This is a genomic window from Priestia sp. RMT2NF4 (assembly GCF_047872835.1).
Lineage (GTDB): Bacteria > Bacillota > Bacilli > Bacillales > Bacillaceae_H > Priestia > Priestia zanthoxyli.
Genome location: NZ_JBLQZO010000003.1, coordinates 754822 through 777421 on the forward strand (window position 1 = coordinate 754822; position 22600 = coordinate 777421).

Annotated in this window: 23 protein-coding genes; 14 read left to right on the forward strand and 9 right to left on the reverse strand. The window is 38.2% G+C overall.

Features of this window, described 5'->3' with window-relative positions; genetic code table 11:
• Window positions 1-3: 3 nt before the first annotated feature.
• Complete coding sequence (locus ACMX9J_RS17265) at window positions 4-1524, reverse strand: glycine betaine uptake BCCT transporter (RefSeq protein WP_028414108.1); 1521 nt, start codon at window positions 1522-1524, stop codon at window positions 4-6.
• A 393-nt stretch (window positions 1525-1917) separates the two neighbouring features.
• Here ACMX9J_RS17265 and ACMX9J_RS17270 point away from each other — a divergent pair, with 393 nt between their 5' ends.
• Window positions 1918-2043, forward strand: a complete 126-nt coding sequence (locus ACMX9J_RS17270; RefSeq protein WP_013056059.1) for a GapA-binding peptide SR1P — start codon at window positions 1918-1920, stop codon at window positions 2041-2043.
• Window positions 2044-2082: 39 nt separating this feature from the next.
• Here ACMX9J_RS17270 and ACMX9J_RS17275 read toward each other — a convergent pair whose 3' ends face one another.
• Window positions 2083-3558, reverse strand: a complete 1476-nt coding sequence (locus ACMX9J_RS17275) for an aminotransferase class I/II-fold pyridoxal phosphate-dependent enzyme (RefSeq protein WP_028414107.1) — start codon at window positions 3556-3558, stop codon at window positions 2083-2085.
• Window positions 3559-4089: 531 nt separating this feature from the next.
• Here ACMX9J_RS17275 and ACMX9J_RS17280 point away from each other — a divergent pair.
• A complete protein-coding gene (locus ACMX9J_RS17280; RefSeq protein WP_013056061.1) occupies window positions 4090-4359 on the forward strand; it encodes a UPF0223 family protein in 270 nt (89 codons plus the stop codon).
• Window positions 4360-4488: 129 nt separating this feature from the next.
• The gene (locus ACMX9J_RS17285; protein WP_416226043.1) at window positions 4489-4743 is read left to right on the forward strand and encodes a hypothetical protein; all 255 of its coding nucleotides are present in this window, start codon (window positions 4489-4491) and stop codon (window positions 4741-4743) included.
• Here ACMX9J_RS17285 and ACMX9J_RS17290 read toward each other — a convergent pair.
• Window positions 4720-5355 carry a YktB family protein gene (locus ACMX9J_RS17290; protein WP_416226044.1) on the reverse strand — a complete coding sequence of 212 codons (636 nt, stop codon included), beginning with the start codon at window positions 5353-5355 and terminating at the stop codon, window positions 4720-4722. The genes ACMX9J_RS17285 and ACMX9J_RS17290 overlap by 24 nt on opposite strands.
• A 268-nt stretch (window positions 5356-5623) precedes the next feature.
• On the opposite strand from ACMX9J_RS17290, the gene ACMX9J_RS17295 reads away from it, so the two are divergent.
• Both ACMX9J_RS17295 and ACMX9J_RS17300 read left to right on the forward strand, forming a co-directional pair.
• A complete protein-coding gene (locus tag ACMX9J_RS17295; protein WP_013056063.1) occupies window positions 5624-5809 on the forward strand; it encodes a hypothetical protein in 186 nt (61 codons plus the stop codon).
• Between the two features lie 195 nt (window positions 5810-6004).
• Window positions 6005-6811: an inositol monophosphatase family protein gene (locus ACMX9J_RS17300; protein WP_014460992.1), complete on the forward strand. Its 807-nt coding sequence runs from the start codon at window positions 6005-6007 to the stop codon at window positions 6809-6811.
• A gap of 108 nt (window positions 6812-6919) precedes the next feature.
• Here the strand turns inward: ACMX9J_RS17300 and ACMX9J_RS17305 are convergent, their stop codons facing one another.
• The gene (locus tag ACMX9J_RS17305; RefSeq protein ID WP_028414104.1) at window positions 6920-7105 is read right to left on the reverse strand and encodes a YlaF family protein; all 186 of its coding nucleotides are present in this window, start codon (window positions 7103-7105) and stop codon (window positions 6920-6922) included.
• A 113-nt stretch (window positions 7106-7218) separates the two neighbouring features.
• Here ACMX9J_RS17305 and typA point away from each other — a divergent pair, with 113 nt between their 5' ends.
• On the forward strand, window positions 7219-9057 hold the full coding sequence (gene typA / locus ACMX9J_RS17310; RefSeq protein ID WP_013056066.1) for a translational GTPase TypA: 1839 nt from the start codon (window positions 7219-7221) through the stop codon (window positions 9055-9057).
• 160 nt (window positions 9058-9217) lie between these two features.
• Window positions 9218-9535 (forward strand): YlaH-like family protein, encoded by a 318-nt coding sequence (locus tag ACMX9J_RS17315; protein ID WP_416226045.1) that lies wholly within the window; start codon window positions 9218-9220, stop codon window positions 9533-9535.
• Window positions 9536-9561: 26 nt separating this feature from the next.
• On the opposite strand, the gene ACMX9J_RS17320 is transcribed toward ACMX9J_RS17315, so the two are convergent.
• Window positions 9562-9996 carry a hypothetical protein gene (locus ACMX9J_RS17320; RefSeq protein ID WP_033578411.1) on the reverse strand — a complete coding sequence of 145 codons (435 nt, stop codon included), beginning with the start codon at window positions 9994-9996 and terminating at the stop codon, window positions 9562-9564.
• A 1-nt stretch (window position 9997) separates the two neighbouring features.
• Complete coding sequence (locus tag ACMX9J_RS17325; protein WP_013056069.1) at window positions 9998-10198, reverse strand: YlaI family protein; 201 nt, start codon at window positions 10196-10198, stop codon at window positions 9998-10000.
• A 185-nt stretch (window positions 10199-10383) separates the two neighbouring features.
• Between ACMX9J_RS17325 and ACMX9J_RS17330 the strand changes: the two genes are divergently transcribed.
• Complete coding sequence (locus ACMX9J_RS17330; RefSeq protein ID WP_033578412.1) at window positions 10384-10839, forward strand: pyridoxamine 5'-phosphate oxidase family protein; 456 nt, start codon at window positions 10384-10386, stop codon at window positions 10837-10839.
• Window positions 10840-10865: 26 nt separating this feature from the next.
• Here ACMX9J_RS17330 and ACMX9J_RS17335 read toward each other — a convergent pair whose 3' ends face one another.
• Window positions 10866-11465: a YhcN/YlaJ family sporulation lipoprotein gene (locus ACMX9J_RS17335; RefSeq protein WP_013056071.1), complete on the reverse strand. Its 600-nt coding sequence runs from the start codon at window positions 11463-11465 to the stop codon at window positions 10866-10868.
• 216 nt (window positions 11466-11681) lie between these two features.
• Here ACMX9J_RS17335 and ACMX9J_RS17340 point away from each other — a divergent pair, with 216 nt between their 5' ends.
• The gene (locus tag ACMX9J_RS17340) at window positions 11682-13010 is read left to right on the forward strand and encodes a PhoH family protein (RefSeq protein ID WP_013056072.1); all 1329 of its coding nucleotides are present in this window, start codon (window positions 11682-11684) and stop codon (window positions 13008-13010) included.
• A 38-nt stretch (window positions 13011-13048) separates the two neighbouring features.
• Here ACMX9J_RS17340 and ACMX9J_RS17345 read toward each other — a convergent pair whose 3' ends face one another.
• Entirely contained in the window at window positions 13049-13549 is a 501-nt protein-coding gene (locus ACMX9J_RS17345; protein ID WP_014460988.1) for a hypothetical protein, read from the reverse strand.
• Between the two features lie 281 nt (window positions 13550-13830).
• Here ACMX9J_RS17345 and ACMX9J_RS17350 point away from each other — a divergent pair, with 281 nt between their 5' ends.
• The 3 genes from ACMX9J_RS17350 (at window position 13831) to pyc (ending at window position 19014) form a co-directional block, all read left to right on the forward strand.
• Window positions 13831-14097: a YlaN family protein gene (locus tag ACMX9J_RS17350; RefSeq protein ID WP_370506486.1), complete on the forward strand. Its 267-nt coding sequence runs from the start codon at window positions 13831-13833 to the stop codon at window positions 14095-14097.
• Window positions 14098-14240: 143 nt separating this feature from the next.
• Window positions 14241-15431, forward strand: a complete 1191-nt coding sequence (locus tag ACMX9J_RS17355; protein ID WP_014460986.1) for an FtsW/RodA/SpoVE family cell cycle protein — start codon at window positions 14241-14243, stop codon at window positions 15429-15431.
• A 133-nt stretch (window positions 15432-15564) separates the two neighbouring features.
• The gene (pyc, locus tag ACMX9J_RS17360) at window positions 15565-19014 is read left to right on the forward strand and encodes a pyruvate carboxylase (RefSeq protein WP_033578413.1); all 3450 of its coding nucleotides are present in this window, start codon (window positions 15565-15567) and stop codon (window positions 19012-19014) included.
• A gap of 39 nt (window positions 19015-19053) precedes the next feature.
• Here the strand turns inward: pyc and ACMX9J_RS17365 are convergent, their stop codons facing one another.
• Window positions 19054-19956 carry a COX15/CtaA family protein gene (locus ACMX9J_RS17365; protein ID WP_340843189.1) on the reverse strand — a complete coding sequence of 301 codons (903 nt, stop codon included), beginning with the start codon at window positions 19954-19956 and terminating at the stop codon, window positions 19054-19056.
• A 504-nt stretch (window positions 19957-20460) separates the two neighbouring features.
• Here ACMX9J_RS17365 and cyoE point away from each other — a divergent pair.
• Together cyoE and coxB are read left to right on the forward strand one after the other, a co-directional pair.
• Window positions 20461-21399, forward strand: a complete 939-nt coding sequence (gene cyoE, locus ACMX9J_RS17370; protein WP_416226047.1) for a heme o synthase — start codon at window positions 20461-20463, stop codon at window positions 21397-21399.
• A 137-nt stretch (window positions 21400-21536) separates the two neighbouring features.
• On the forward strand, window positions 21537-22592 hold the full coding sequence (coxB, locus tag ACMX9J_RS17375; protein ID WP_028414096.1) for a cytochrome c oxidase subunit II: 1056 nt from the start codon (window positions 21537-21539) through the stop codon (window positions 22590-22592).
• The last annotated feature ends 8 nt before the right edge of the window (window positions 22593-22600 follow it).

Consider the following 22600-nt stretch of genomic DNA (forward strand, 5'->3'; position numbering starts at 1 on the left):
ATCTTACACAGATTTCTTTTCTTTTTTTAATGCGCCTTCTTCTTTAAATGCTTTCATTAATGAGAAGACCGTTAGCACGAGCACAATTGAAAATGGAAGTGCTGCTATAATCGCAGCTGTTTGGAGCGCGTCCAAACCACCTGTCCAAAGCAGAATGATTGCTGTTAACGATTGAATTAAGCCCCACGTAAGCTTAATAGAGCCTGAAGGATTTAGATCACCGTTTGTTGTCTGCATTCCTAAAACAAATGTAGCTGAGTCAGCTGATGTAATGAAGAATGTAGCGATTAAGCAAATAGCGACAATGGACATGAATGTACCAAATGGAAACTGTTCAAGTACGTAGAATAAAGCAACTTCTGTTCCTTTATTATTGATAACATCCATAACAGGAAGATCCTTAAAAAAGTCTAAGTAGACCCCAGAACCTCCGAATACGGCAAACCATAATCCGCCAAATACGGTCGGAACAGCTAGTACACCAATTAAAAATTCTCGAATGGTTCTACCTCGTGAAATACGAGCAATAAACGTACCAACGAACGGTGCCCAGGCGATCCACCATGCCCAGTAGAAAATTGTCCAATCTTGAACCCAGGTGCTGTTATCAAACGGGCTCAATCGAAAACTCATCGACGGCAAGTTTTGAATGTAGCTGCCAATTGTTGTAACGAATAAGTCCATAATAAAGTTGGTTGGACCTGCAAATAACAAGAATAGCATTAACAGAATAGCTAAAACAATATTAATGTTACTCAAATACTTAATACCCTTGTTCAGACCTGTCTGTGCTGACAGCATGAACAAGAACGTCACGATAATAATAACAATTAATTGAGTCGTGAAATTATTATCAATACTTGGCGACAAGTAAGAGGCTCCACCAGTAATTTGAATAGCGCCCAGTCCTAGAGATGTTGCCACCCCAAAAATAGTTGCAAATACGGCGATGACGTTTATGATCGTTCCAAGAGGTCCATCAACACGTTTTCCTAATAGTGGACGTAAAATATTACTGATTATGAACGGGTAACCTTTTCTAAATTGAAAATATGCAAGGGCCAGTGCAAGAACGGAATAAATAGCCCAAGGATGTAAACCCCAGTGGAAAAACGAATAACGTAGAGCTGCACGAGCTGATTCTGCTGTACCGCCTTCACCAGAAGGTGGAGTATGAAAATGATTGATTGGTTCTGAAACACCCCAGAATACAAGTCCAATCCCCATACCAGCACTAAATAACATAGCAAACCACGAGACATAACCATACTGAGGCTTTTCGTCAGGTTTACCTAGTTTAATGTTTCCGTACTTTGAAAAAATTAAGTACAGCGTAAAAACTAAGAATAATGTAGCTGCTAATAAATAATACCAGCCAAATTTCTCGATGATAAAACTATGTATTGCCGATGTGACAGGTGTAAGCGCTGCGCTTCCTAGCACAGATTCCGGAATAACACCCCATACGATAAATACTGCAGCAATAATAACCGAAATGATAAAAACAGGAGTCAGTTTTTTCATCGATTATCACTCCTTTCCTATTCTATTTTACATAACATAGTTTCTCATATAACCTTTTTAGCTATACATGAAACCACATGGTTATACATTCTAGTAAAGTTTGTATGAAATGTCTACCCTATTAGTAAGAAAAAAAGGCAAGATCTCAAATTCTTATTTTTCGTAATTATTTTAAAGTGCCGAAATAGATATGAAATTAGACATAGTTTTTTCATATAAATAGAGATGATGCTAAGGGGTCAGCTTTTTGAAAACAAATATAACATTTATGAGAAAAATATTTTTAATGTGACATACTAATTAGTTGTTGACATATTTAATGTGACATAATAATATAATATCAAGAGTTGTAAAACGCTTACAAAAAAAGACGGTTAAAGGGGAGTTTACAAAATGGGAACAATCGTATGTCAAACATGTAACTGCACAATTGATCATTTCGAAGATGAGAAAGTGACGCGATTATACTCAACATGTAAAAGCGGAGAATGTCAAAAAGCAGATGAAGATTTAGATTAATTCAATAAAAAAAAGGTGCGGAATTCCGCACCTTTTTTTTTATTGAATTGCTTTATGTTCTTTGATGACACGAAATGTCTTTAATTCAAAATCTTCCGGACCCTGCACTGGTAAACCTGCCTCTAAGTTTGTTTCAATGTAGGTTAAATTTTCCTCAGTGATGATTTCCCCAGGAATAAAAATAGGAATACCAGGAGGATAGACCATTACAAATTCTGCAATAATACGACCTGCTGACTCATGAAAAGGTACCACTTCGGTTTCAGCGTAAAAAGCATCACGAGGTGTTAAAGCCAATACAGGAATATCAGGTAATAAAATAGCCGGTTTTGCCGTTGTCTCAGAAAGGTTATGGAATTTTGCGGATAACTCACGCAGAGCTGTGACAAGACGTGAAAGATCTTCTTCTGTATCTCCGGGCGTGATAATACATAGAATATTATAAAGGTCAGACATTTCCACTTCGATATTATGAGCTTCACGCATCCATTTTTCTACGTCATAGCCCGTAATTCCTAAATCTGAAACAGAAATAATTAATTTAGTAGGGTCTAAATCATACGTAGCTTTTGTGCCTAAAATTTCTCTGCCTATACATCGGATATGCTCAATTGTATTAATTTCTTTTCGTGCTTTTTCAGCAAGAGAAATTGCACGTTCAGCCAGCTCTTTTCCTTCTGTAGCTAGACGTTTTCGTGCAACATCTAAAGAAGCCAGCAGCAGATAAGAGGTTGATGTTGTTGTCAGCATGCTTAAAATAGACTGTACGCGTTTTGGAGAAATTAAGCCTTCGCGTATGTTTAAAATGGAACTTTGCGTCATAGAACCGCCTAATTTATGCACGCTTGTTGCTGCCATATCTGCACCGGCCTGCATAGCAGACAGAGGCAAATCATCATGGAAGTGAATATGAACGCCGTGAGCTTCATCAACAAGTACAGGCACTTGATACGAGTGGGCAATTTCTACGATTTTACGAAGGTCTCCGGAAATTCCAAAGTAAGTTGGATTGATAACAAGCACTGCTTTTGCTTCAGGGTGCTGCTTTAAGGCTTTTTCTACAGAGTCCGATGTAATACCGTGAGAAATGCCAAGATTTTCGTCAATTTCAGGATGAATAAAAATAGGCGTAGCTCCTGAAAAAACAATCGCACTCATAACAGATTTATGCACGTTTCTAGGAACGATAATTTTATCTCCAGGTCCACATGTCGCCATAACCATTGCCATAATTGCTCCGCTCGTTCCTTGAACAGAGAAAAAAGTATGATCAGCACCAAATGCTTCTGCAGCTAAATCCTGCGCTTGTTTGATAATGCCTTTTGGCTGGTGAAGGTCATCAAGGGGACCGATATTAATTAAATCAATGGATAAAGCATCATCGCCAATAAATGAGCGGAATTCAGGATCCATTCCATTTCCTTTTTTATGTCCAGGGATATGGAATTGTGTTGGGTTTTTCTTAGCGTGATTAACTAATCCAGTAAATAATGGAGTTGAAAATTGAGAAGACAACTTTGCTATACACCTCTTTTATCATAAATTGTCAGTCCCTCTAAGCAAAGCTTAGAGGGACTTTGATTGTTTTTTTATCAAATTACAGCATTCAATTTTATATACCAAAAACTAATGGCTGTTGAATTATACATATTAAAATATCAGATCTTTTTTCTACAAAAGAAATTCAACAGAAATTCTACTCCGCAGTTTTCTTGATTTTAACCATTATATAAATGAATGAAACGCGTATGTTTACTACTGTTTGATAATATAAATACAATTTTTAGTTAAAAAAATACAAGTAATTGTAAACTGCTTATTACTTATTATTTTATAGTTCTTTATGTTTTGAAAATCCCCATAAAACAAAAGAATTATAGCACTTATTAACCTATTTGCAAAGATATTTTAAAGAGAAAATAAAAAGAAAAAAAAGGAGAAATTCTTTTGGGTGAAAAGAGAATAAATTTTGTGTACATTATAGATTGTGATAGAGTTAAGAATATAGATATACATAGAATGAAGAAATAAATGGAGTGATGAGAAGTGGAATATCAATACCCTATCTCCCTTGATTGGAGTACAGAAGAAATTATTGATGTAGTGAAGTTTTTTGAAAGCATTGAACGAGCTTATGAAAAAGGTATTGAGCGTGATCACCTAATGGCAGTCTATCGCCGATTTAAAGAAATTGTGCCAAGTAAAGCAGAAGAAAAAACAATCTGTAACGATTTTGAAGACCAAAGCAAATACTCTTCTTATCGAACGATTCAAAAAGCAAAGGCTGCTTCTTCTGGAGATATCATAAAAATGTAAAAAATGAGACTGGGACAAAAGTAGTTTAGCCGAAGTAAAAAACGAATCATTAATCAAATTGTTTGATTAATGATTCGTTTTTTTTGTTACGGTGAACATAGAGTTTATCTGTTTCGTTTCTTCTAGCAGTTGATTGGAAGGCAAGGCGAAGACTCCTGCTGGGAAAGCGGAACAGGCGAGACCCCGCAGGAGCGCAAGCGACGAGGAGGCTCACCGGCCGCCCGCGGAAAGCGAAGCCTTGCAGGGAAATCAACTGCGGTGTCACAAGCGTTTCAGCTTATGTATTCCATTTGTTGGTCTTTCGATGAGCTTCCTTTCGTTATGTCTCACCCTCATTTTTTTTATATCAATTCGTTAAAATTATGCATATGCTTTTTTAGTTAGTTCATATAATGGAGTTACCGTATGAAATGTTTGTTCAATACGAGCCATCCATTCTTCGCCGTTCATTGCAATCGCTTCTTCTTTTGGAATTGTAATGCCGCATAGGATCTCAGCTTTTTTAACCGTCTCTAGACGTTCAAACAAACTCTCTAAGTCTTCAGAAGATAAGTCGCCCATTTTTTTAATATCAGGTTTTGTATGATCTTTCGACCAAACAAACGAGTCTGGGATATTTTGACGAATCTCCTCCATGTTTTGTTTTAGCAGCTTTCCAAATTGTTCTTTAATAGGTGATTCGTAAATGACGGCAAACCACACAAAGACGTGTGTTTCCCAAAGGCCAATTTGAAAATGAGGGAGCTTTTTATACCCGCGTTTACTGTTAGCAAAGGCTACCCACGTATCTGCTGGCGGGTTAACTGTTCTTCGTGCATGTTTGGCAATATGTACGAACATTTCATCTCCACAAAGTGAAGAAAGAGTAGGAGCAAAATGATTGCTCAATTGTTCGAATTTTGGGCGTATCGTTGTCTTGATGGCTTCCATACGTGCATCAAGCCCCTCGATACGGAATACGTTAAAGTCATCTTGTGAAAATCCTGAGAATGCCATGTGAAACCTCCGTTTTTTTAGTGAATATGTATAGCTGCTGTGCATCTATGCAAGTAAGTATGATTTACGCGAAGATTCTACCACATGAAAAGCATAAACACCAATTAATTCGCATATGCTTGTCAAAACGTGTCTATCATTTTTTTATAGGTAATCACACAATTTAGTTGCATGAGATTAGGTTTCGACATAGACTATATCAATCAAAATATCTGAAAATTTAGTTTTCTATAAGTGGGTTCAATAATTTGAGAGGGGTGTTTGAAACATGAAACAAGTGGTGAATATGTATAAGAAGAATGATGGACAAAAAAGATTAGGTGTAATTCGGTTGGAGTTAGATTACGAGTTAGCGACGTTATATGAAGCCATGATGGAGAATAATGAGGAACAAAAACAAAAATGTAAGCGAAAGCTCGAGAAACTTCGTGAAGAAATGATATCTCTTCAGTAGCAGACACGGGAATAAAATAGAACAAATATGGGTAAACTGTAAAAAAGGATTAAACTGAATGAGCAGATTCATAAGTGGTAACAGAGCACGTGGGAGAAGAAGCGGCAGTTCTTCTCCCACGTGCTCTGTTAATTGACATCTTGCAGAGGTTTTTTTAAGCTTAAATAAGAGACGTATTTTTGAGGGGGAATTGAGATGACACAACGCTGGAAAGAAATTGATACATACGTTAAAGAGTGGCTAAAAGAAGCTGGACAAAAAATTCAACAGTCGTTTAGTAAAGAACTTCTCATTCAAACGAAATCGAATCCAAATGATTTAGTAACAAATATGGATAAAGAAATTGAACAGTTTTTTATCTCAAAAATCAATGAAACCTTTCCGGAACATCATATTCTCGGAGAAGAAGGATATGGGGAAGAGCTTGAATCAGAAGAAGGAACGATTTGGATTATCGATCCGATCGACGGTACGATGAACTTTGTTCATCAGCAGCGAAATTTTGCTATTTCCATCGGTATATTCGAAAATGGTGTAGGACAAGCAGGTTATATTTATGATGTTATTCATAATGAGCTGTATCATGCTTTAAAAGGACAGGGCGCGTTTATGAATGACATCCAATTGCCGAAACTTGAACCTGTACCAGTTGAAGAAGCTATTATTAGCTTAAATGCAACGTGGGTGACGGAGAACCGCCGTATTGATCCTTCCGTATTAAGTCCGCTTGTGCGTAAAGTAAGAGGGACCCGTTCATATGGATCCGCAGCTATTGAGCTTGCTTACGTAGCGGCTGGACGCTTGGATGGATACATTACTTTACGTTTGGCTCCATGGGACTTTGCTGCCGGTAAAGTGTTGATTGAAGAAGTTGGAGGAGTCATGACGGATTTAGAAGGGAAGCCGTTAGAGATTCTTGAAAAAAGCAGTGTATTTGTAAGCAAACCAACATTACATGACGAAATCTTTCGTACGTACCTTGAAGGAAAGTGGAATAAATAAAATAGAAGTGAAGACTTACGTGTAGTCAAAGAATTTTGTGATGAAAAAACGTCATGAACCATTTTGATGTTGCAAATGGCCATGACGCTTTCAATCATCGCAAAAAAATTACAGCTGCCCTTTTTCTCGCATTTTTTTCTTAGTCGTAAAGCCAAGACCCATTACAACAATTAAAGCTACGATAGCTAAAATGACCCCGAGAGCGCTTCCTTCTCCGATAAATATGCCAATTGACATAATAGCTGCAGTTGCGATGAATGCATATAAAACGAATACCCACTTAATGTTTCTCATGTTGATTCCTCCCATTTGTAACGGATATTTATAGTGTACAACAAAATCATTCTGCAATTCTAGAGTTAGTGTGATATAATAGCTTAGTTATTACAAGCATAGGAGTGAAATGCGTGAACATTCGTAAAGATTTACGTAATATTGCCATTATTGCCCATGTAGACCATGGGAAAACAACGTTAGTAGATAAATTATTACATCAGTCCGGAACATTCCGTACTAATGAGCATGTTGAAGAACGTGCGATGGATTCAAATGACCTTGAGCGTGAGCGTGGAATTACAATTTTAGCGAAAAACACAGCTATTAATTATAAAGATACGCGTATCAACATTATGGATACGCCAGGACATGCTGACTTCGGTGGAGAAGTTGAGCGTATTATGAAAATGGTAGACGGTGTTCTACTTGTAGTAGACGCATACGAAGGATGTATGCCTCAAACGCGCTTTGTATTGAAAAAAGCATTAGAGCAAAACTTAACGCCGATTGTTGTTGTTAACAAAATTGACCGTGACTTTGCTCGTCCAACTGAAGTAGTTGATGAAGTAATTGACTTATTTATTGAACTAGGTGCAAGTGAGGAACAAATTGAGTTCCCTGTTGTTTATGCTTCAGCAATCAACGGAACGGCTAGCACGAACCCTGAAAAGCAAGATGAGAACATGTCATCTCTATTTGACTCAATCATCGAGCACATTCCAGCACCAGTAGACAACAGCGACGAACCACTTCAATTCCAAGTGGCAATGCTTGACTACAATGACTATCTTGGTCGTATCGGTGTAGGGCGCGTATTCCGCGGAACAATGAAAGTAGGCCAGCAAGTTGCATTAATGAAGCTTGACGGTACGGTAAAACAATTCCGCGTAACAAAATTATTCGGTTTCCTAGGCTTAAAGCGTGTTGAAATCGAAGAAGCAAAAGCAGGAGACCTGATCGCTGTATCAGGAATGGAAGACATCAACGTAGGTGAAACAGTATGTCCGTTTGACCACCAAGATGCACTGCCAATTTTACGTATTGATGAACCTACTTTACAAATGACGTTCTTAGTAAACAATTCACCGTTTGCTGGTCGTGAAGGTAAATTTGTTACATCTCGTAAAATTGAAGAGCGCTTAATGTCTGAACTTGAGACAGATGTAAGTTTACGCGTGGAAAATACTGATTCACCGGATGTATGGGTCGTTTCAGGACGTGGAGAACTTCATTTATCTATTTTAATTGAAAATATGCGTCGTGAAGGATATGAGATTCAAGTATCAAAACCTGAAGTAATCGTTCGTGAAATTGATGGCGTTCGCTGTGAGCCAGTTGAACGTGTGCAAATCGACGTGCCTGAAGAACATACGGGTTCTATTATGGAATCAATGGGTGCTCGTAAAGGTGAAATGGTTGATATGATTAACAACGGCAGCGGTCAAGTTCGTCTGATCTTTATGGTTCCTGCACGTGGTTTAATCGGTTATACAACTGAGTTCTTATCGTTAACTCGCGGATTCGGTATCATTAACCATTCATTTGATAGCTACCAACCAATGCAGCAAGGTCAAGTTGGAGGTCGCCGTCAAGGTGTGCTTGTTTCTATGGAAAGCGGTAAATCATCTACTTATGGAATCCAAGGCGTAGAAGACCGCGGTACAATTTTCGTGGAGCCAGGTACAGAAGTATACGAAGGTATGATCGTAGGAGAACACACTCGTGAAAATGATATCGTTGTTAACATCTGTAAAATGAAGCAAATGACGAATATGCGTTCTGCTAACAAAGATCAAACAACAGGTATGAAAAAACCTCGTATTATGTCTTTAGAGCAATCACTTGAATATTTAAACGAAGATGAATATTGTGAAATCACACCAGAATCTATTCGTCTACGTAAAAAAATTCTTGATAAAAATGAACGTGAAAAAGCAGCGAAAAAGAAAAAATACGCTGACACGAAATAATAAAAAAAGGAAGTCGTTAGCTTTATTTGCTAGCGGCTTGTTTTTTATCAATTATATCAGAATTTTCTATTTTTTGAAAGCGTTTTATAAAGAGAGAATTTGGAAAGGAAAAAGGTGGCTTATATCGAATAATGTAAAGTAAGGAATAGGGGGAAGGAAGATGGATGTAAAAGAACACCTTTCATTTTTTGCTGCTTTGTATCAAGTAGATGAACATGCAAAAATAGGAATGTGGCTGTTATACTTTACTATTTTAGGGCTATCTGTTCTCGTGTACAAACTTGGGTTTGCAAAGAAGCTGCCGCTTTTAAAATCTGTGGTTATTTATCTATTTTTAGCTTTTGGATGTACGATTTTAACGTTTTTAGGCATTTTTTTACCTGTAGCTGAAGGGCTAGTGGTTGCAGGGCTTGTATTAATTATTTATAAAATACGGCTGTATCAGGCTAAAAAGCAAAACTCCACGTTGGGTTCATAACAGACTACATAAAAAGACGCTTGTAGCTACAAGCGTCTTTTTAGTATGATATAGCCGAAGACAAGAGCGGCTGCGAAAATTAAATGGCCAGCTGTCCAATAAAAAATTGCTACTGCATCATCCACTGCAGGCGTAGGCTTAAGCGCAAGCAGCGTCAACGGAAAATACAAAGGAATGGTTGGAAGTGTTAATAAAAAAGAACACAATACGATTTTTCGAATAGACATATTGTTTAATTTACCTACTATGTAAACAAAAACGATCCCAATTGCAACGGCAATGAATAAATGAAAAACAAACTCCACCCATTCAGGCCATTGAATAGGGCCAATGATAGGAATAAAATCAACATTTAATAAAAGGGTATAAACTTGTTTGCCGGTTAGCCATTCTATCCATTTCAAACATAACCCAAGGATAATCCCGCTGAACATGCCGATACTTATTCCTAAACGGAGCACCTTACCAATCCTCCTCTGTCTTTTTCGACTCATATAGTTTAAAGTTACCAGTAGCTATGCGTTCTTTTGTTCGTTTTTCAATCCGTTCAGAACATTCATTGCACATATATGTATGGATAGGACGGTTGCGCAGTCGTTTTGCCACGAGCGTTTCATCCTCAATTGTTTCAATTTTATCGCACATGACACATTGTACTCTCATTTCTATCACCTCAACTTCTCTATACATCATTCTAGCCGAAAATTCTTGTTTTATAAAGTTTTTTTGCGGTGCTATCTCTCAGGAGAAAAGGAACGATAGGAAAACATTCCTAAAGAAGCAGGTAATTTTGCTTGTTAGCTCGAAGATAGTAACTAGTAAGTACATAAACAGTAGGAGGGATGAAAATGGCCAACGAAGTCGAGACTCAATTAGTAGATGCATTATACGATGAGCTACAGACAGAGAGATTTGCAACCATTTCAACTATTGATTTTGAAACAAACGCTCCAAATGTTAGTGCCATTTCGTGGTTAGTAGCTCCGACTAAACAAAAAATTCGATTTGCCGTAGATGTCAAATCGAGGATTGTAGAAAACATTAAACATACGAATAAAGCAGTGGTAAATATTCTTGCTAATGAATCATGCTACTCAATCAGCGGAATAGCTGAGGTAGTGCAAGAAAAGTTAGACGGAGTAGCTTTAAAGCTGACGCTAATTGAACTAGATATTAATGAAGTAAGAGATGTCATGTTCTATGGCTCTAAGATTTCAGTAAACCCTTCATATGAAAAGACCTATGATCCAGTAGCAGCCGCTAAACTCGATAAGCAAGTAATTGAAGCGATAAAAAAAGCTTAGCAGCAGCCTGCCGCTAAGCGACTTTCTTATTCATTTTTTTGAAGATGATTATTAGATTGTTTTTCCTGCTCATTCTTTAAATTTTGCTCTTGTTTATTATTTAATTTTTGATTGTTTGTATCTGTTGAACTAGGATTTCGGCGGATTTCTTCTGCAAATTCAGGCATCACTCGGTTTACAATGGCTGCTAATTCATCTAAAAATCCTGTAACCGGCCGACCTTTGCGAATTTCATTTCCAATTTGTTTTAGCCGAGCGACCGTATCAGGATCTGCAATAACAACAGAGTTAGCGCCGTACGGATCAGCTTTCAGACCTTCGGCAACTGTATATTTGATTGAACTTACTTCTGAACGATCAATATCTTTGCCGACGTCAATGCCTACGATTGCATACTTGCCGAGCACAATGGCGGTAGCATCATTTACATTCGGAACGCTTGAAGCCAGTTCAACTAAATGGGCTGATATTTCATTAGCAGTACGCTTGTGAGAGCGTTCAGGAGATGAATTTTTGACCTGTACAATTCGATCTGTTTTTTGTCCTTCTTCAACGTCTGCTTGATTATTGTTGCAGCCGGTTAGTGTAATAAAACATAAGCTAATGGATAGAAAAAATTTGTTCATGTGGGAGACTCCTCCTTATGAATGACTCATTTTTTGTAGTAATTTGTATTTAGTTTCTAATAGTTCTTCTATCTTTATACACGTGTTCATATATTTAAAGAAAATGGTCCGTCCATTTAAGGTCACTTCACACATGTGCGTTACATAGTATATAAATGGATGGGTGCCTTGTTTCACTCCTTACAGGAAAAACAATCGGAGTAGGAGGCTGAATTATTGGGAAAAATTTATGTATTAGATACGAATGTTTTATTACAAGATCCGCATTCAATTTTTTCATTTGATGATAACGAAGTAGTGATTCCAGCCGTTGTACTAGAAGAAGTTGATTCGAAAAAAAGAAATATGGATGAAGTCGGACGAAATGCAAGGCAGGTATCCAAACTCATTGATAACTTGAGACAACATGGAAAGTTATATGAGAAAATCCCGTTAGAAAATGGGGGCCATTTGCGAATTGAACTCAATCATCGCTCTTTTCAGCAGCTTCAAGAAATCTTTGTGGAAAAAACAAATGATAATCGAATTTTAGCTGTTGCTAAAAATTTATCCCTTGAAGAGGAAACAAAAGAAGATGGACGTGAAGTGATACTAGTAAGTAAAGATGTGTTGGTACGTGTGAAGGCTGACGCAATCGGTTTAAGAGCAGAAGATTTTTTAAGTGATCGAGTAGTGGAATTCAATAGTATTTATACAGGCTTTTCAGAAGTCTATATTGCAAAAGAGCTGCTGAGTCAATTTTACGAAAAAGGAGAGCTGCTAACGTCTCAAATTGCGAACCACTCCTTTTTTGCAAATCAATTCTTAGTGATGAAAGATGCATTTGGAGGATCCGGATCAGCCATCGGCATTGTCGATCAAACAACGACGAAAGTAAAAAAACTGTTATTTGAATATGATCATATCTGGGGAATCAAACCTCGAAATGTTCAGCAAATTATGGCGTTAGAACTTCTTCTTAGAGACGACGTTCAACTGGTCACGTTAATTGGAAAGGCAGGTACGGGTAAAACGCTGCTTGCTTTAGCTTCAGGACTTATGCAGACGGAAGATCTAGGGTGTTTTAAAAAGCTGCTTGTAGCTCGTCCAATTGTTCCTTTAGGGAAAGATATTGGGTTCTTGCCAGGAGAAAAGCAGGAGAAGCTTCGTCCATGGATGCAACCAATTTATGATAACCTAGAGTACTTATTCAACACTAAAAAACCTGGAGAACTGGATGCGATTCTAGCGGGGCTGAGTTCAATAGAAGTGGAAGCCTTGACGTATATAAGAGGCCGAAGCATTCCGGAACAGTTTATTATTATTGATGAAGCACAAAATTTAACGAAGCATGAAATTAAAACAATTTTAACAAGGGTAGGGGAAAAGAGTAAAATTGTGCTTATGGGAGATCCGGCTCAAATTGATCATCCTTATTTAGATGAGTATAACAACGGATTAACGTACGTAGTTGAAAAGTTTAAAGAGCAAAAAGTATCGGGCCACGTTCGGTTAATCAAAGGAGAGCGCTCCGGGCTAGCACAATTAGCAGCTGATATTCTTTAAAAAAGGTGGGGTTCCTTTTGGAACCCCACCTTTTTTTATTATGTAACGATGATTTCTTCCACATATTTAATAGGGTTATTTCGGTTAGATCCATCCGGTAAATAGACATAGATAGGCCCGTCTTCTCTAAGAGGCTTTCCGTCTTGGCTGAAACCAAAGATTAGTTTTTGCGCTTCTTCTAATGAAAAAGAAATCAGCGCGTCTTTTGTTTTAAATGAAACGTTGGTAGCGTCTTCAGTAGGTGAAGCGTTTGCTAGAAAAGGTGCAAATAAAATCCCAAATGTTCCATTTACTAGCTCCTGTTTTTTGAATTTCTTTTCGGTTTTTAACGTAGGAGGAAAGACGGCTCCTTCTTGAATTTCACGGTCCCAATGCTTAGAAACAGCCTTTGTGTACGCTTCTGTCTCGTCTTTTTGCTCCGGTGGATGTTCAAAGAAAACGTCCATATCGAGCTTGCGGTCATCGAAAATCCACACGCTTGGGTCGAGTGTCAGCGTATATTTTACTTTTCCTTTTAACATAATAATTGAATTCATCATAAATGCCCCCTTGCTAAAAGTATAAGCGCTTTCTCCTTATTTGTCACTTTGATGAAAAAATTTAGTTGAGAGTGATTCTCGTATGATATAATGTAAGAGTCAACGAAAGTGCGAAATTTCCTACATCTATGGTAATGGTTTTGAGAAAGTAACAGTATAAAAAAGACGGCCAGCCTCACGGACATGTTTATCCTTGCTTTTTTGGAGCATAGCCTTTAAAATTGAGAGATAGATTAGGTAATCGCTCGCGAACGGAGGGATTGAGTTTGACGCCTGAGACAATGATAGATCATCGTGAAAAAGCGTATGCGTTGTTAAAAGCTGATGCAGATAAGATTTTGCAATTAATTCAAGTTCAAATGGATAACTTAACAATGCCACAATGTCCTCTTTATGAAGAGGTTTTAGATACACAAATGTTTGGTTTATCAAGAGAAATTGATTTTGCAGTTCGTCTTGGTTTAATTGATGAACGTGTTGGAAAAACATTGCTAGACCGCCTCGAGCGTGAACTTTCTGCACTGCATGAAGCGTTTACAAAAAAATAAAAATCACGCGATCGAAACTCAAACTATATACAAACGTAGTTTGAGTTTTTTATTACAGGTGGTTGAAATTTCCTAATTTACTCAAATTTGTACATAAAAAATGAAACGAAACAGAAACACGTCATTTTTAAAGGAAGAGGGTTATGGTAAAAAAAATATTTAGGCATTTTGACTATTCAATTGTAATTCCAGTGCTGCTTCTTTGTGCGGTTGGACTAGTTATGGTTTACAGTTCAAGTATGATTGTAAGTATTACAAGATATCATACGTCAAGTGATTTCTTTTACAACAGACAAAAAATGTGGCTTGCTTTTACGCTTGTATTGTTCATTTTAACAATGCTAACACCTTACAAGCTGTATCCTAAAATACTGCCTTATGCGATTCTGGGCATTTTTGTACTGCTTTTGCTTGTGTTTGTAATGGGGCATACGAGTAACAATGCGCAAAGTTGGCTGCAGCTTGGCGGAGCAAACATGCAGCCGGCTGAGTATGCCAAGCTTGTTGTCATTTTATACTTATCTTATGTTTTGTCTAAAAGGCAAGAGTATATTGACAACATCAAAAAAGCTTTTTTTGGACCTATGGGTCTTGTATTTCTAATATTAGGTTTTGTAGCGATTCAGCCTGACCTTGGAACGGGATCAATTATTTTTGCGATTGCCGTTACCATTATGCTATGTTCGGGAATCTCTAAAAAAACCTTTTTCCGCATGCTAGCACTAGGTATTATTTTGCTTACGGTCATTATTACGATTGGTTTTTTTACAGGTCAGTTTACTGCCAATCGAATCGGCCGTTTTACCGGTGCGTCAGATCCGTTTGCTAATGCTCAAGGAACCGGTTATCAGCTGGTTAATTCATATTTAGCAATAGGTACAGGAGGCTTAAAAGGCCTTGGTTTAGGAGAAAGTGTACAAAAGTATGGTTATCTTCCCGAGCCCCATACCGATTTCATTATGGCCATTATTGCAGAAGAATTAGGATTCTTTGGAGTTATGCTCGTGCTGGGCCTTTTAGGCTTCTTAATTTTCAGGATTTTAATGCTGGCTAAAAAATCTCAGGATCCGTTTGCTAGCATGATTTGTATTGGAGTAGCCAGTATGATAGGTATTCAAACAGGCATTAACCTTGGAGGGCTTACGGGACTCATTCCGATTACCGGCGTCACGCTTCCGTTTATCAGTTACGGAGGGTCTTCGCTGCTAACGCTTATGGTATCTATGGGAATTATTGTAAATATTTCGTTTTTCGTAAATTATCAAAATAAAAAACAGAAAAATACGGAAAATATTGTGCTACATCCGAACAATACATCAACAACAAGTGATTGATTTTCGTAAAAAAATTGTGTAAAAAAAGCAAAAATTTATTGGAATTTTATTATTTTCCATTGATTTTTGCTTTTCTTTTATCCAATTTTGCTATATATTGAAGTTTATACGAAATTGAGAGGAGATTAGCAACATGAGTTTTGTAACTAAAAAAATCAAAAAAGTATTAGTAGCAAACCGAGGAGAAATTGCGATTCGTGTATTTCGAGCATGTACTGAACTGAATATTCGGACTGTTGCAATTTATTCGAAGGAAGACGCAGGTTCTTATCACCGTTACAAAGCGGATGAAGCCTATTTAGTAGGAGCGGAGAAAAAGCCGATTGATGCTTATTTAGATATAGAAGGCATCATCGACATTGCTAAGTCTCATGATGTAGATGCTATTCACCCTGGCTATGGTTTTTTGTCAGAAAATATCCAATTTGCAAAACGTTGCGAAGAAGAAGGCATTATTTTCATTGGCCCAAAATCCAAGCATCTTGATATGTTTGGCGATAAAGTAAAAGCACGTCATCAGGCTATTCAAGCAGATATTCCCGTTATTCCTGGTACAGATGGTCCTATTGATTCAATTGACGAAGCAAAAGAATTTGCTAATCAGCATGGATATCCTCTAATGATCAAAGCAGCTTTGGGCGGAGGCGGTCGAGGCATGCGTATCGTTCGCGATGCAGACAGCCTGAATGAATCTTATGATCGTGCCAAATCAGAAGCAAAAGCGGCTTTTGGTAATGATGAAGTATACGTCGAGAAACTAGTTGAAAATCCAAAACATATTGAAGTGCAAATTTTAGGTGATGAACAAGGAAATGTTGTGCACCTTTACGAACGCGACTGTTCAGTGCAGCGTCGTCACCAAAAAGTAGTAGAAGTAGCACCAAGTGTTTCTATAGATGAAGACTTACGTCTCCGCATTTGTGAAGCAGCTGTGCAGCTGATGGAAAAAGTGCAGTACATAAATGCTGGTACAGTAGAATTTTTAGTATCAGGAAACGATTTTTATTTTATTGAAGTAAATCCACGTGTTCAAGTAGAGCACACAATTACTGAAATGATTACAGGTATTGATATCGTTCAATCGCAAATTTTAATTGCGGACGGCTACGCACTTCACAGCAAGGAAGTGTCTATTCCTGCACAAGACCAAATTCACGTACATGGATATGCAATTCAATCTCGTGTAACGACAGAAGACCCGTTAAATAACTTTATGCCGGATACGGGTAAGATTATGGCTTATCGTTCTGGTGGCGGTTTTGGCGTACGTTTAGATACGGGAAACAGCTTCCAAGGTGCTGTCATTACGCCGTATTATGATTCACTGTTAGTAAAAGTAACAACATGGGCCTTAACATTCGATCAAGCCGCATCAAAAATGGTACGGAACTTAAAAGAGTTTCGTATTCGTGGAATTAAAACCAATATTCCATTTCTTGAAAATGTAGTAAAGCATGATAAGTTCTTAACAGGTGCTTATGATACATCATTTATTGATACAACGCCTGAACTTTTTGTCTTCCCTAAGCGAAAAGACCGCGGAACTAAAATGCTTACATACATTGGGAATGTTACGGTAAACGGATTCCCGGGTGTATCGGAAAAGAAAAAGCCAATCTTTACGAAACCGCGTGTTCCTAATGTCGATATAAAACAACCAATTCCAAACGGAACAAAGCAGATTTTAGATGAAAAAGGCGCTGAAGGGCTAGTAAATTGGGTGAAAGAACGCAAGGAAGTGCTATTAACGGATACAACCTTCCGTGACGGCCATCAGTCTCTTTTAGCTACGCGTATTCGTACAAACGACTTAAAACAAGTAGCTAACCCAACTGCTCGCTTGCTTCCGGATTTATTTTCTATGGAAATGTGGGGAGGAGCAACGTTTGATGTCGCTTATCGATTCTTAAAAGAAGATCCGTGGGATCGCTTGCTTACTTTACGTCAACAAGCGCCAAACGTTCTTTTCCAAATGCTTCTTCGCGCGTCAAATGCGGTTGGATATAAAAACTATCCTGATAATGTAATCAAGGAATTTGTTGAAAAATCAGCTTATGCAGGTATTGATGTTTTCCGTATCTTTGACAGCTTAAACTGGGTGCAAGGAATGACTCTTGCAATTGACTCCGTTCGTCAAACAGGGAAGATTGCAGAAGCAGCGATGTGTTATACAGGTGATATTTTAGATCCGACGCGCCGTAAGTATGATTTGGATTACTACAAGAACTTAGCAAAAGAGCTTGAGCAGTCTGGAGCACATATCCTGGGCATTAAAGATATGGCGGGTCTTTTAAAACCACAGGCAGCTTATGATTTAGTATCGGCTCTAAAAGAAACGGTTGATATTCCAATTCACCTTCATACGCATGATACAAGCGGAAACGGTGTATACACGTACGCAAAAGCAATTGAAGCAGGTGTAGACATTGTAGACGTAGCCGTAAGCTCAATGGCAGGCTTAACGTCTCAGCCGAGCGCTAACTCTCTTTATTACGCATTAGAAGGTGCGGACCGCAGACCAAATCTGGATATTAAAAATCTAGAAGAGCTTTCTTACTATTGGGAAGACGTGCGAAAATATTACCAAGACTTCGAAAGCGGGATGAATGCTCCTCATACGGAAGTGTACGAGCATGAAATGCCAGGCGGTCAATATAGCAACTTACAGCAACAAGCAAAAGCAGTTGGTTTAGGAAACCGCTGGGATGAAGTAAAAGATATGTATTCACGCGTGAATTTGTTATTTGGTGATATTGTAAAAGTTACGCCATCATCAAAAGTAGTTGGAGACATGGCATTGTTTATGGTTCAAAACAATTTGACAGAAGAAACGCTGTTTGAGCGCGGTGAAACGCTTGACTTCCCGGATTCCGTTATTGAATTGTTTGAAGGGTATTTAGGACAGCCTCACGGGGGATTCCCTAAAGAGCTTCAGCGCATCATTCTAAAAGGCAGAAAACCTATTACAGTTCGTCCTGGAGAACTGTTAGAAGATGTGGACTTCGATGCAGTGAAAGAAAAGCTATTTAAAGACTTAAATCGTCAAGTGACGAGTTTTGACGCCATTGCTTATGCACTGTATCCAAAAGTATTTATGGATTATCACAAAGCAGTCGAACAATACGGAGACATCTCTGTTCTTGATACACCGACTTTCCTATACGGCATGCGTTTAGGAGAAGAGGCTGAAATTGAGATTGAAAAAGGAAAAACCTTAATCGTTCGCCTTGTATCCATTGGAGAACCGCAGGCAGACGGTACGCGAACAGTATACTTTGAATTAAACGGTCAGCCTCGTGAAGTCGTGATTAAAGACGAAAGTGTCAAAACAACCGTTACGGCAAAACAAAAAGCCGACCAAGGAAATCCGGCCCACATTGGCGCTTCAATGCCTGGAACCGTTATTCGAGTAGTAGTAGAAAAAGGCGATAAAGTCTCAAAAGGTGATCACTTAATGATCACAGAAGCAATGAAAATGGAAACAACCGTGCAAGCACCATTTGACGGCGTGATTAAACAAGTACACGTATCGAATGGAGATGGCATCCAGCCGGGAGATTTATTAATTGAATTAGAAAGCTAATCAAAAAAGGTACGAGCTCAGAGCTCGTACCTTTTTTGATTAATTATGTGTATGACGCGTTGCAAGTAAGGTCAAGTAGCTTAATACACCGAATAGGAAAGAGATAATTAAAGAATGAGCAAGCGCGAGCTCTAGCTGCAGACGTGTGACAACAACAAGCATACCGGAAACCGCCTGAAAAATAACTAGAATGAGAGCAGCTAACCATCCGTAAAAAATATTTTTTTGATGACGATAATATTTAACTGCATGGATAAAGGCAGCTAAAATCCATACAAACGTTAAAACAGCAGCGGATCGATGCCCCAGTTGAATCCACTGATTCAAATCAACGGGTAGCCAACCGTTTCCGTTTGAACAAAATGGAACGTCTGGACAGGCTAAGCTAGCTTCTTTATGGCGAACAAGCGCGCCCGTGTACACAACGGCATATGTGTATAAGATAACCCCGTAAATATGTTTTTTCATTTTAGAGCCTAGCTGCATATTAGCTGTGTCGAGCTTTTGATCCACTTCAAAGATGATAAGTGTTAACAGCAGTACAGAAGCAAACGAAATAAGGGAAATACCAAAATGAAGAGCAAGCACCGCATCTGATTGCCCCCACATAACGGCAGCGGCCCCAATTAATGCTTGCAGTACTAGGAAGAAAAAAGAGATAAACGCTAAAGGTCTAACTTCTTTTATATGTCCTAGTGAAATCCACGCCCATACGCATAAAGCGAGTACAAGAAAGCCCGACACGCCAGAAACTAAGCGGTGGCTTAATTCAACAACGGTTTCAAATGTTAAAGGGTCGGGAATGAGCTGTCCGTTACACAGAGGCCAAGAATCTCCGCACCCGTCTGCTGAACCAGTTTTCGTAACAAGAGCACCGCCAAGTAGAATAAGTAACATGGCTATGCTCGTCACAACGGATAAAAACTTTAATCCAAGTCGCACAATAATCACCATCCTAAAAGCAAAGTAAGTAATATAACGAGCTAAACATTTTATCCTAATCTTTTTGTATATTAAACATAAATTTCATTTATTCTCCATAAACTTGATTGAATTTGTTATAATGGTAGAAAGTGTAAGGTTTGTTCATGAGTTTGACTCTGCAGATATGTAAAAGGTACCGTACAGAGAACTATTTTACTTGCAGAAATATCTTTTAACAAGTGACAGGGACATGCATTTAGCTCATGACAAAAAAAATCCATATTTTTTTCATGAATTCTTCACAAAGTAACGGCAAAATATGGTTTAATAAACATGAGAAATAGATAATTCTCTACTATTTTATCGTTTACATGTGAAGCTTTTAAGTAGTTTCGGTGAGAGGAATATGACTTCTTTGTGAACAAAGAGGAGATTTTTGTAAAAATATGTTGAAAACGCCTTCATTTATAGACTCTTTATTTACTAGATAAAAGTCTGTGGATGAGTAAAGGAGGAAGCGCCATGGAAGATTCAAAAATGGTGGAAGATTCAACGCTTTCTGCATCGCCTAACACAGCTCATGTAAGCGAAAATAGTTCCATTTGGTCAGATTTTTTAGCTACGATTAAAATCGGAATAGTCAACTCAAATTTCATCACCACCTTTACTGGTTTTTGGCTAGCTCTTTTCTTCAACGAACAACACTTCTTAGAAAACCTGGATAAAGCATTTTTTACTTTAATAGGTTCTTCACTTATCATCGCCGGTTCATGCAGTTTGAACAATTACATAGATCGTGACATTGACCCTCTAATGGAACGAACAAAGGGACGACCTACAGTGACAGGAAGCTTTACACCTTTGACGGTCCTTGGGATTGGAATCGGTTTGACGTTAACCGGCTTGCTTATGCTACTAGTTGTTTCTTCCGTAGCCGCTCTCATCGGATTAGCAGGAATACTTACATATGTAGTTCTTTACACCATGTGGTCCAAAAGACTATACACAATTAATACAGTAATCGGAAGTATATCAGGCGCTGTCCCGCCATTAATTGGATGGGCCGCTATCAATCCCAATTTACACGTAGTGGCTTGGGTATTATTTTTAATCATGTTTATTTGGCAGCCGCCTCATTTTCTAGCTCTTGCTATGCGAAGATGTGAAGAATATCGAGCAGCGGGAATCCCTATGTTGCCTGTTGTACATGGTTTTGAGCTTACAAAACGACAGATTCTCATTTGGATTGCTTGTTTGTTGCCATTACCTCTTTATTTATACGAATTAGGCATTCCATTTCTAATTTTGGCCACTGTTTTAAACATAGGATGGCTATTTTTAGGATTTGCTCAATACAATAAACAAGAAGACACAAAGTGGGCTAGCATGATGTTTGTCTACTCACTAAACTATTTAACTATTTTATTTGTCTCAATGATTGTCGCAACGCTTTTTGCCTAGATAAAATCTTTCACTGAATGCGACGCTGCACAAGGGGGATTTCTTCTACATGTAGAATTCATTATAGAAGGAATAAGTTTTATGCTCAAGAGGGCATAGATGAAATCACGTCAATGAAAGAGAGGTTGGGGAATGGTATGAAAAAATGGCGATTGAACTTTCGTGTTTTGTCGTTATTTACGCTGCTTGCATTCGTGTTATCGGCCTGTGGAAAACCGTTTTTGTCAACACTTAAGCCTGCAGGTGAGGTAGCTGAAGAACAATATTCGCTTATGCTTCTTAGTACAGCCATCATGGTTTTAGTTATTATTGTGGTCACCATTATCTTTATATTTGTTATTCTGCGCTTTCGTCGTCGTAAAGGCGAAGAAAACGTGATTCCAAAGCAAGTGGAAGGAAGCAGAAAGTTAGAAATTATATGGACAGTGATTCCTATCTTGCTGCTCATTATTTTGACTGTTCCAACGGTCATCTCAACATTTAAGCTAGCGGACGTAAAAGGAATGAAGGACAAAGATGCTGTCGTAGTAAATGTGCGTGCTAACTTGTACTGGTGGGAATTTGAGTATCCTAATCAAAAAATTATTACATCCCAAGATCTAGTTGTTCCAACGGATAAAAAAGTCTACTTTAATATTAAAGCTTCTGACGTCAAGCACTCATTCTGGATTCCTTCAGTTGGAGGAAAGCTCGATGCTAACACAGAAAATGATAATAAATTTTGGCTAGTGTTTGATTCTAAAAAATCGAAGGAAGCTAACGGGGTTTTCTACGGAAAATGTGCTGAGCTTTGCGGTCCATCTCATTCTCTTATGGACTTTAAAGTACGGGCTGTATCAAGCAATGAATTTGATACGTGGGCAAAAGATTTGAAAAAGGCAAAGCCTGATGTAGAAACAGCATCCGCAAAAGCGGGTCAAGAGGTCTTTAATGAAAGCTGTATCGGATGCCATGCTGTTGATGTCAAAGACAATCGTCCAGAGCAAGCTCGTCAAGCACCAAACTTAGCCGGTTTTTCTGAACGTGAGCGTGTAGCCGGAGTGCTTCCTCACAACAAGGAAAATATCAAAAAATGGTTAAAAAACCCTGAGAAAGTTAAGCCGGGTAATAAGATGAGTGGTACATATCCTGACTTAACTGATGAACAAGTAAATGAGCTAGCAGACTATTTAATGAGTTTAAAAGAAAAATAAACGTCCAG

Coding starts and splice junctions, on each gene's coding strand:
- ACMX9J_RS17300 (WP_014460992.1), top strand. CDS start 6,005: ATGACACAACGCTGGAAAGAAATTGATACATACGTTAAAGAGTGGCTA.
- coxB (WP_028414096.1), top strand. CDS start 21,537: ATGAAAAAATGGCGATTGAACTTTCGTGTTTTGTCGTTATTTACGCTG.
- ACMX9J_RS17290 (WP_416226044.1), bottom strand. CDS start 5,355: ATGGCATTCTCAGGATTTTCACAAGATGACTTTAACGTATTCCGTATC.
- ACMX9J_RS17315 (WP_416226045.1), top strand. CDS start 9,218: ATGGATGTAAAAGAACACCTTTCATTTTTTGCTGCTTTGTATCAAGTA.
- ACMX9J_RS17335 (WP_013056071.1), bottom strand. CDS start 11,465: ATGAACAAATTTTTTCTATCCATTAGCTTATGTTTTATTACACTAACC.
- ACMX9J_RS17345 (WP_014460988.1), bottom strand. CDS start 13,549: ATGATGAATTCAATTATTATGTTAAAAGGAAAAGTAAAATATACGCTG.
- ACMX9J_RS17325 (WP_013056069.1), bottom strand. CDS start 10,198: ATGAGAGTACAATGTGTCATGTGCGATAAAATTGAAACAATTGAGGAT.
- pyc (WP_033578413.1), top strand. CDS start 15,565: ATGAGTTTTGTAACTAAAAAAATCAAAAAAGTATTAGTAGCAAACCGA.
- ACMX9J_RS17270 (WP_013056059.1), top strand. CDS start 1,918: ATGGGAACAATCGTATGTCAAACATGTAACTGCACAATTGATCATTTC.
- ACMX9J_RS17305 (WP_028414104.1), bottom strand. CDS start 7,105: ATGAGAAACATTAAGTGGGTATTCGTTTTATATGCATTCATCGCAACT.
- cyoE (WP_416226047.1), top strand. CDS start 20,461: ATGGAAGATTCAAAAATGGTGGAAGATTCAACGCTTTCTGCATCGCCT.
- ACMX9J_RS17355 (WP_014460986.1), top strand. CDS start 14,241: ATGGTAAAAAAAATATTTAGGCATTTTGACTATTCAATTGTAATTCCA.
- ACMX9J_RS17350 (WP_370506486.1), top strand. CDS start 13,831: ATGATAGATCATCGTGAAAAAGCGTATGCGTTGTTAAAAGCTGATGCA.
- ACMX9J_RS17330 (WP_033578412.1), top strand. CDS start 10,384: ATGGCCAACGAAGTCGAGACTCAATTAGTAGATGCATTATACGATGAG.
- ACMX9J_RS17265 (WP_028414108.1), bottom strand. CDS start 1,524: ATGAAAAAACTGACTCCTGTTTTTATCATTTCGGTTATTATTGCTGCA.
- ACMX9J_RS17295 (WP_013056063.1), top strand. CDS start 5,624: ATGAAACAAGTGGTGAATATGTATAAGAAGAATGATGGACAAAAAAGA.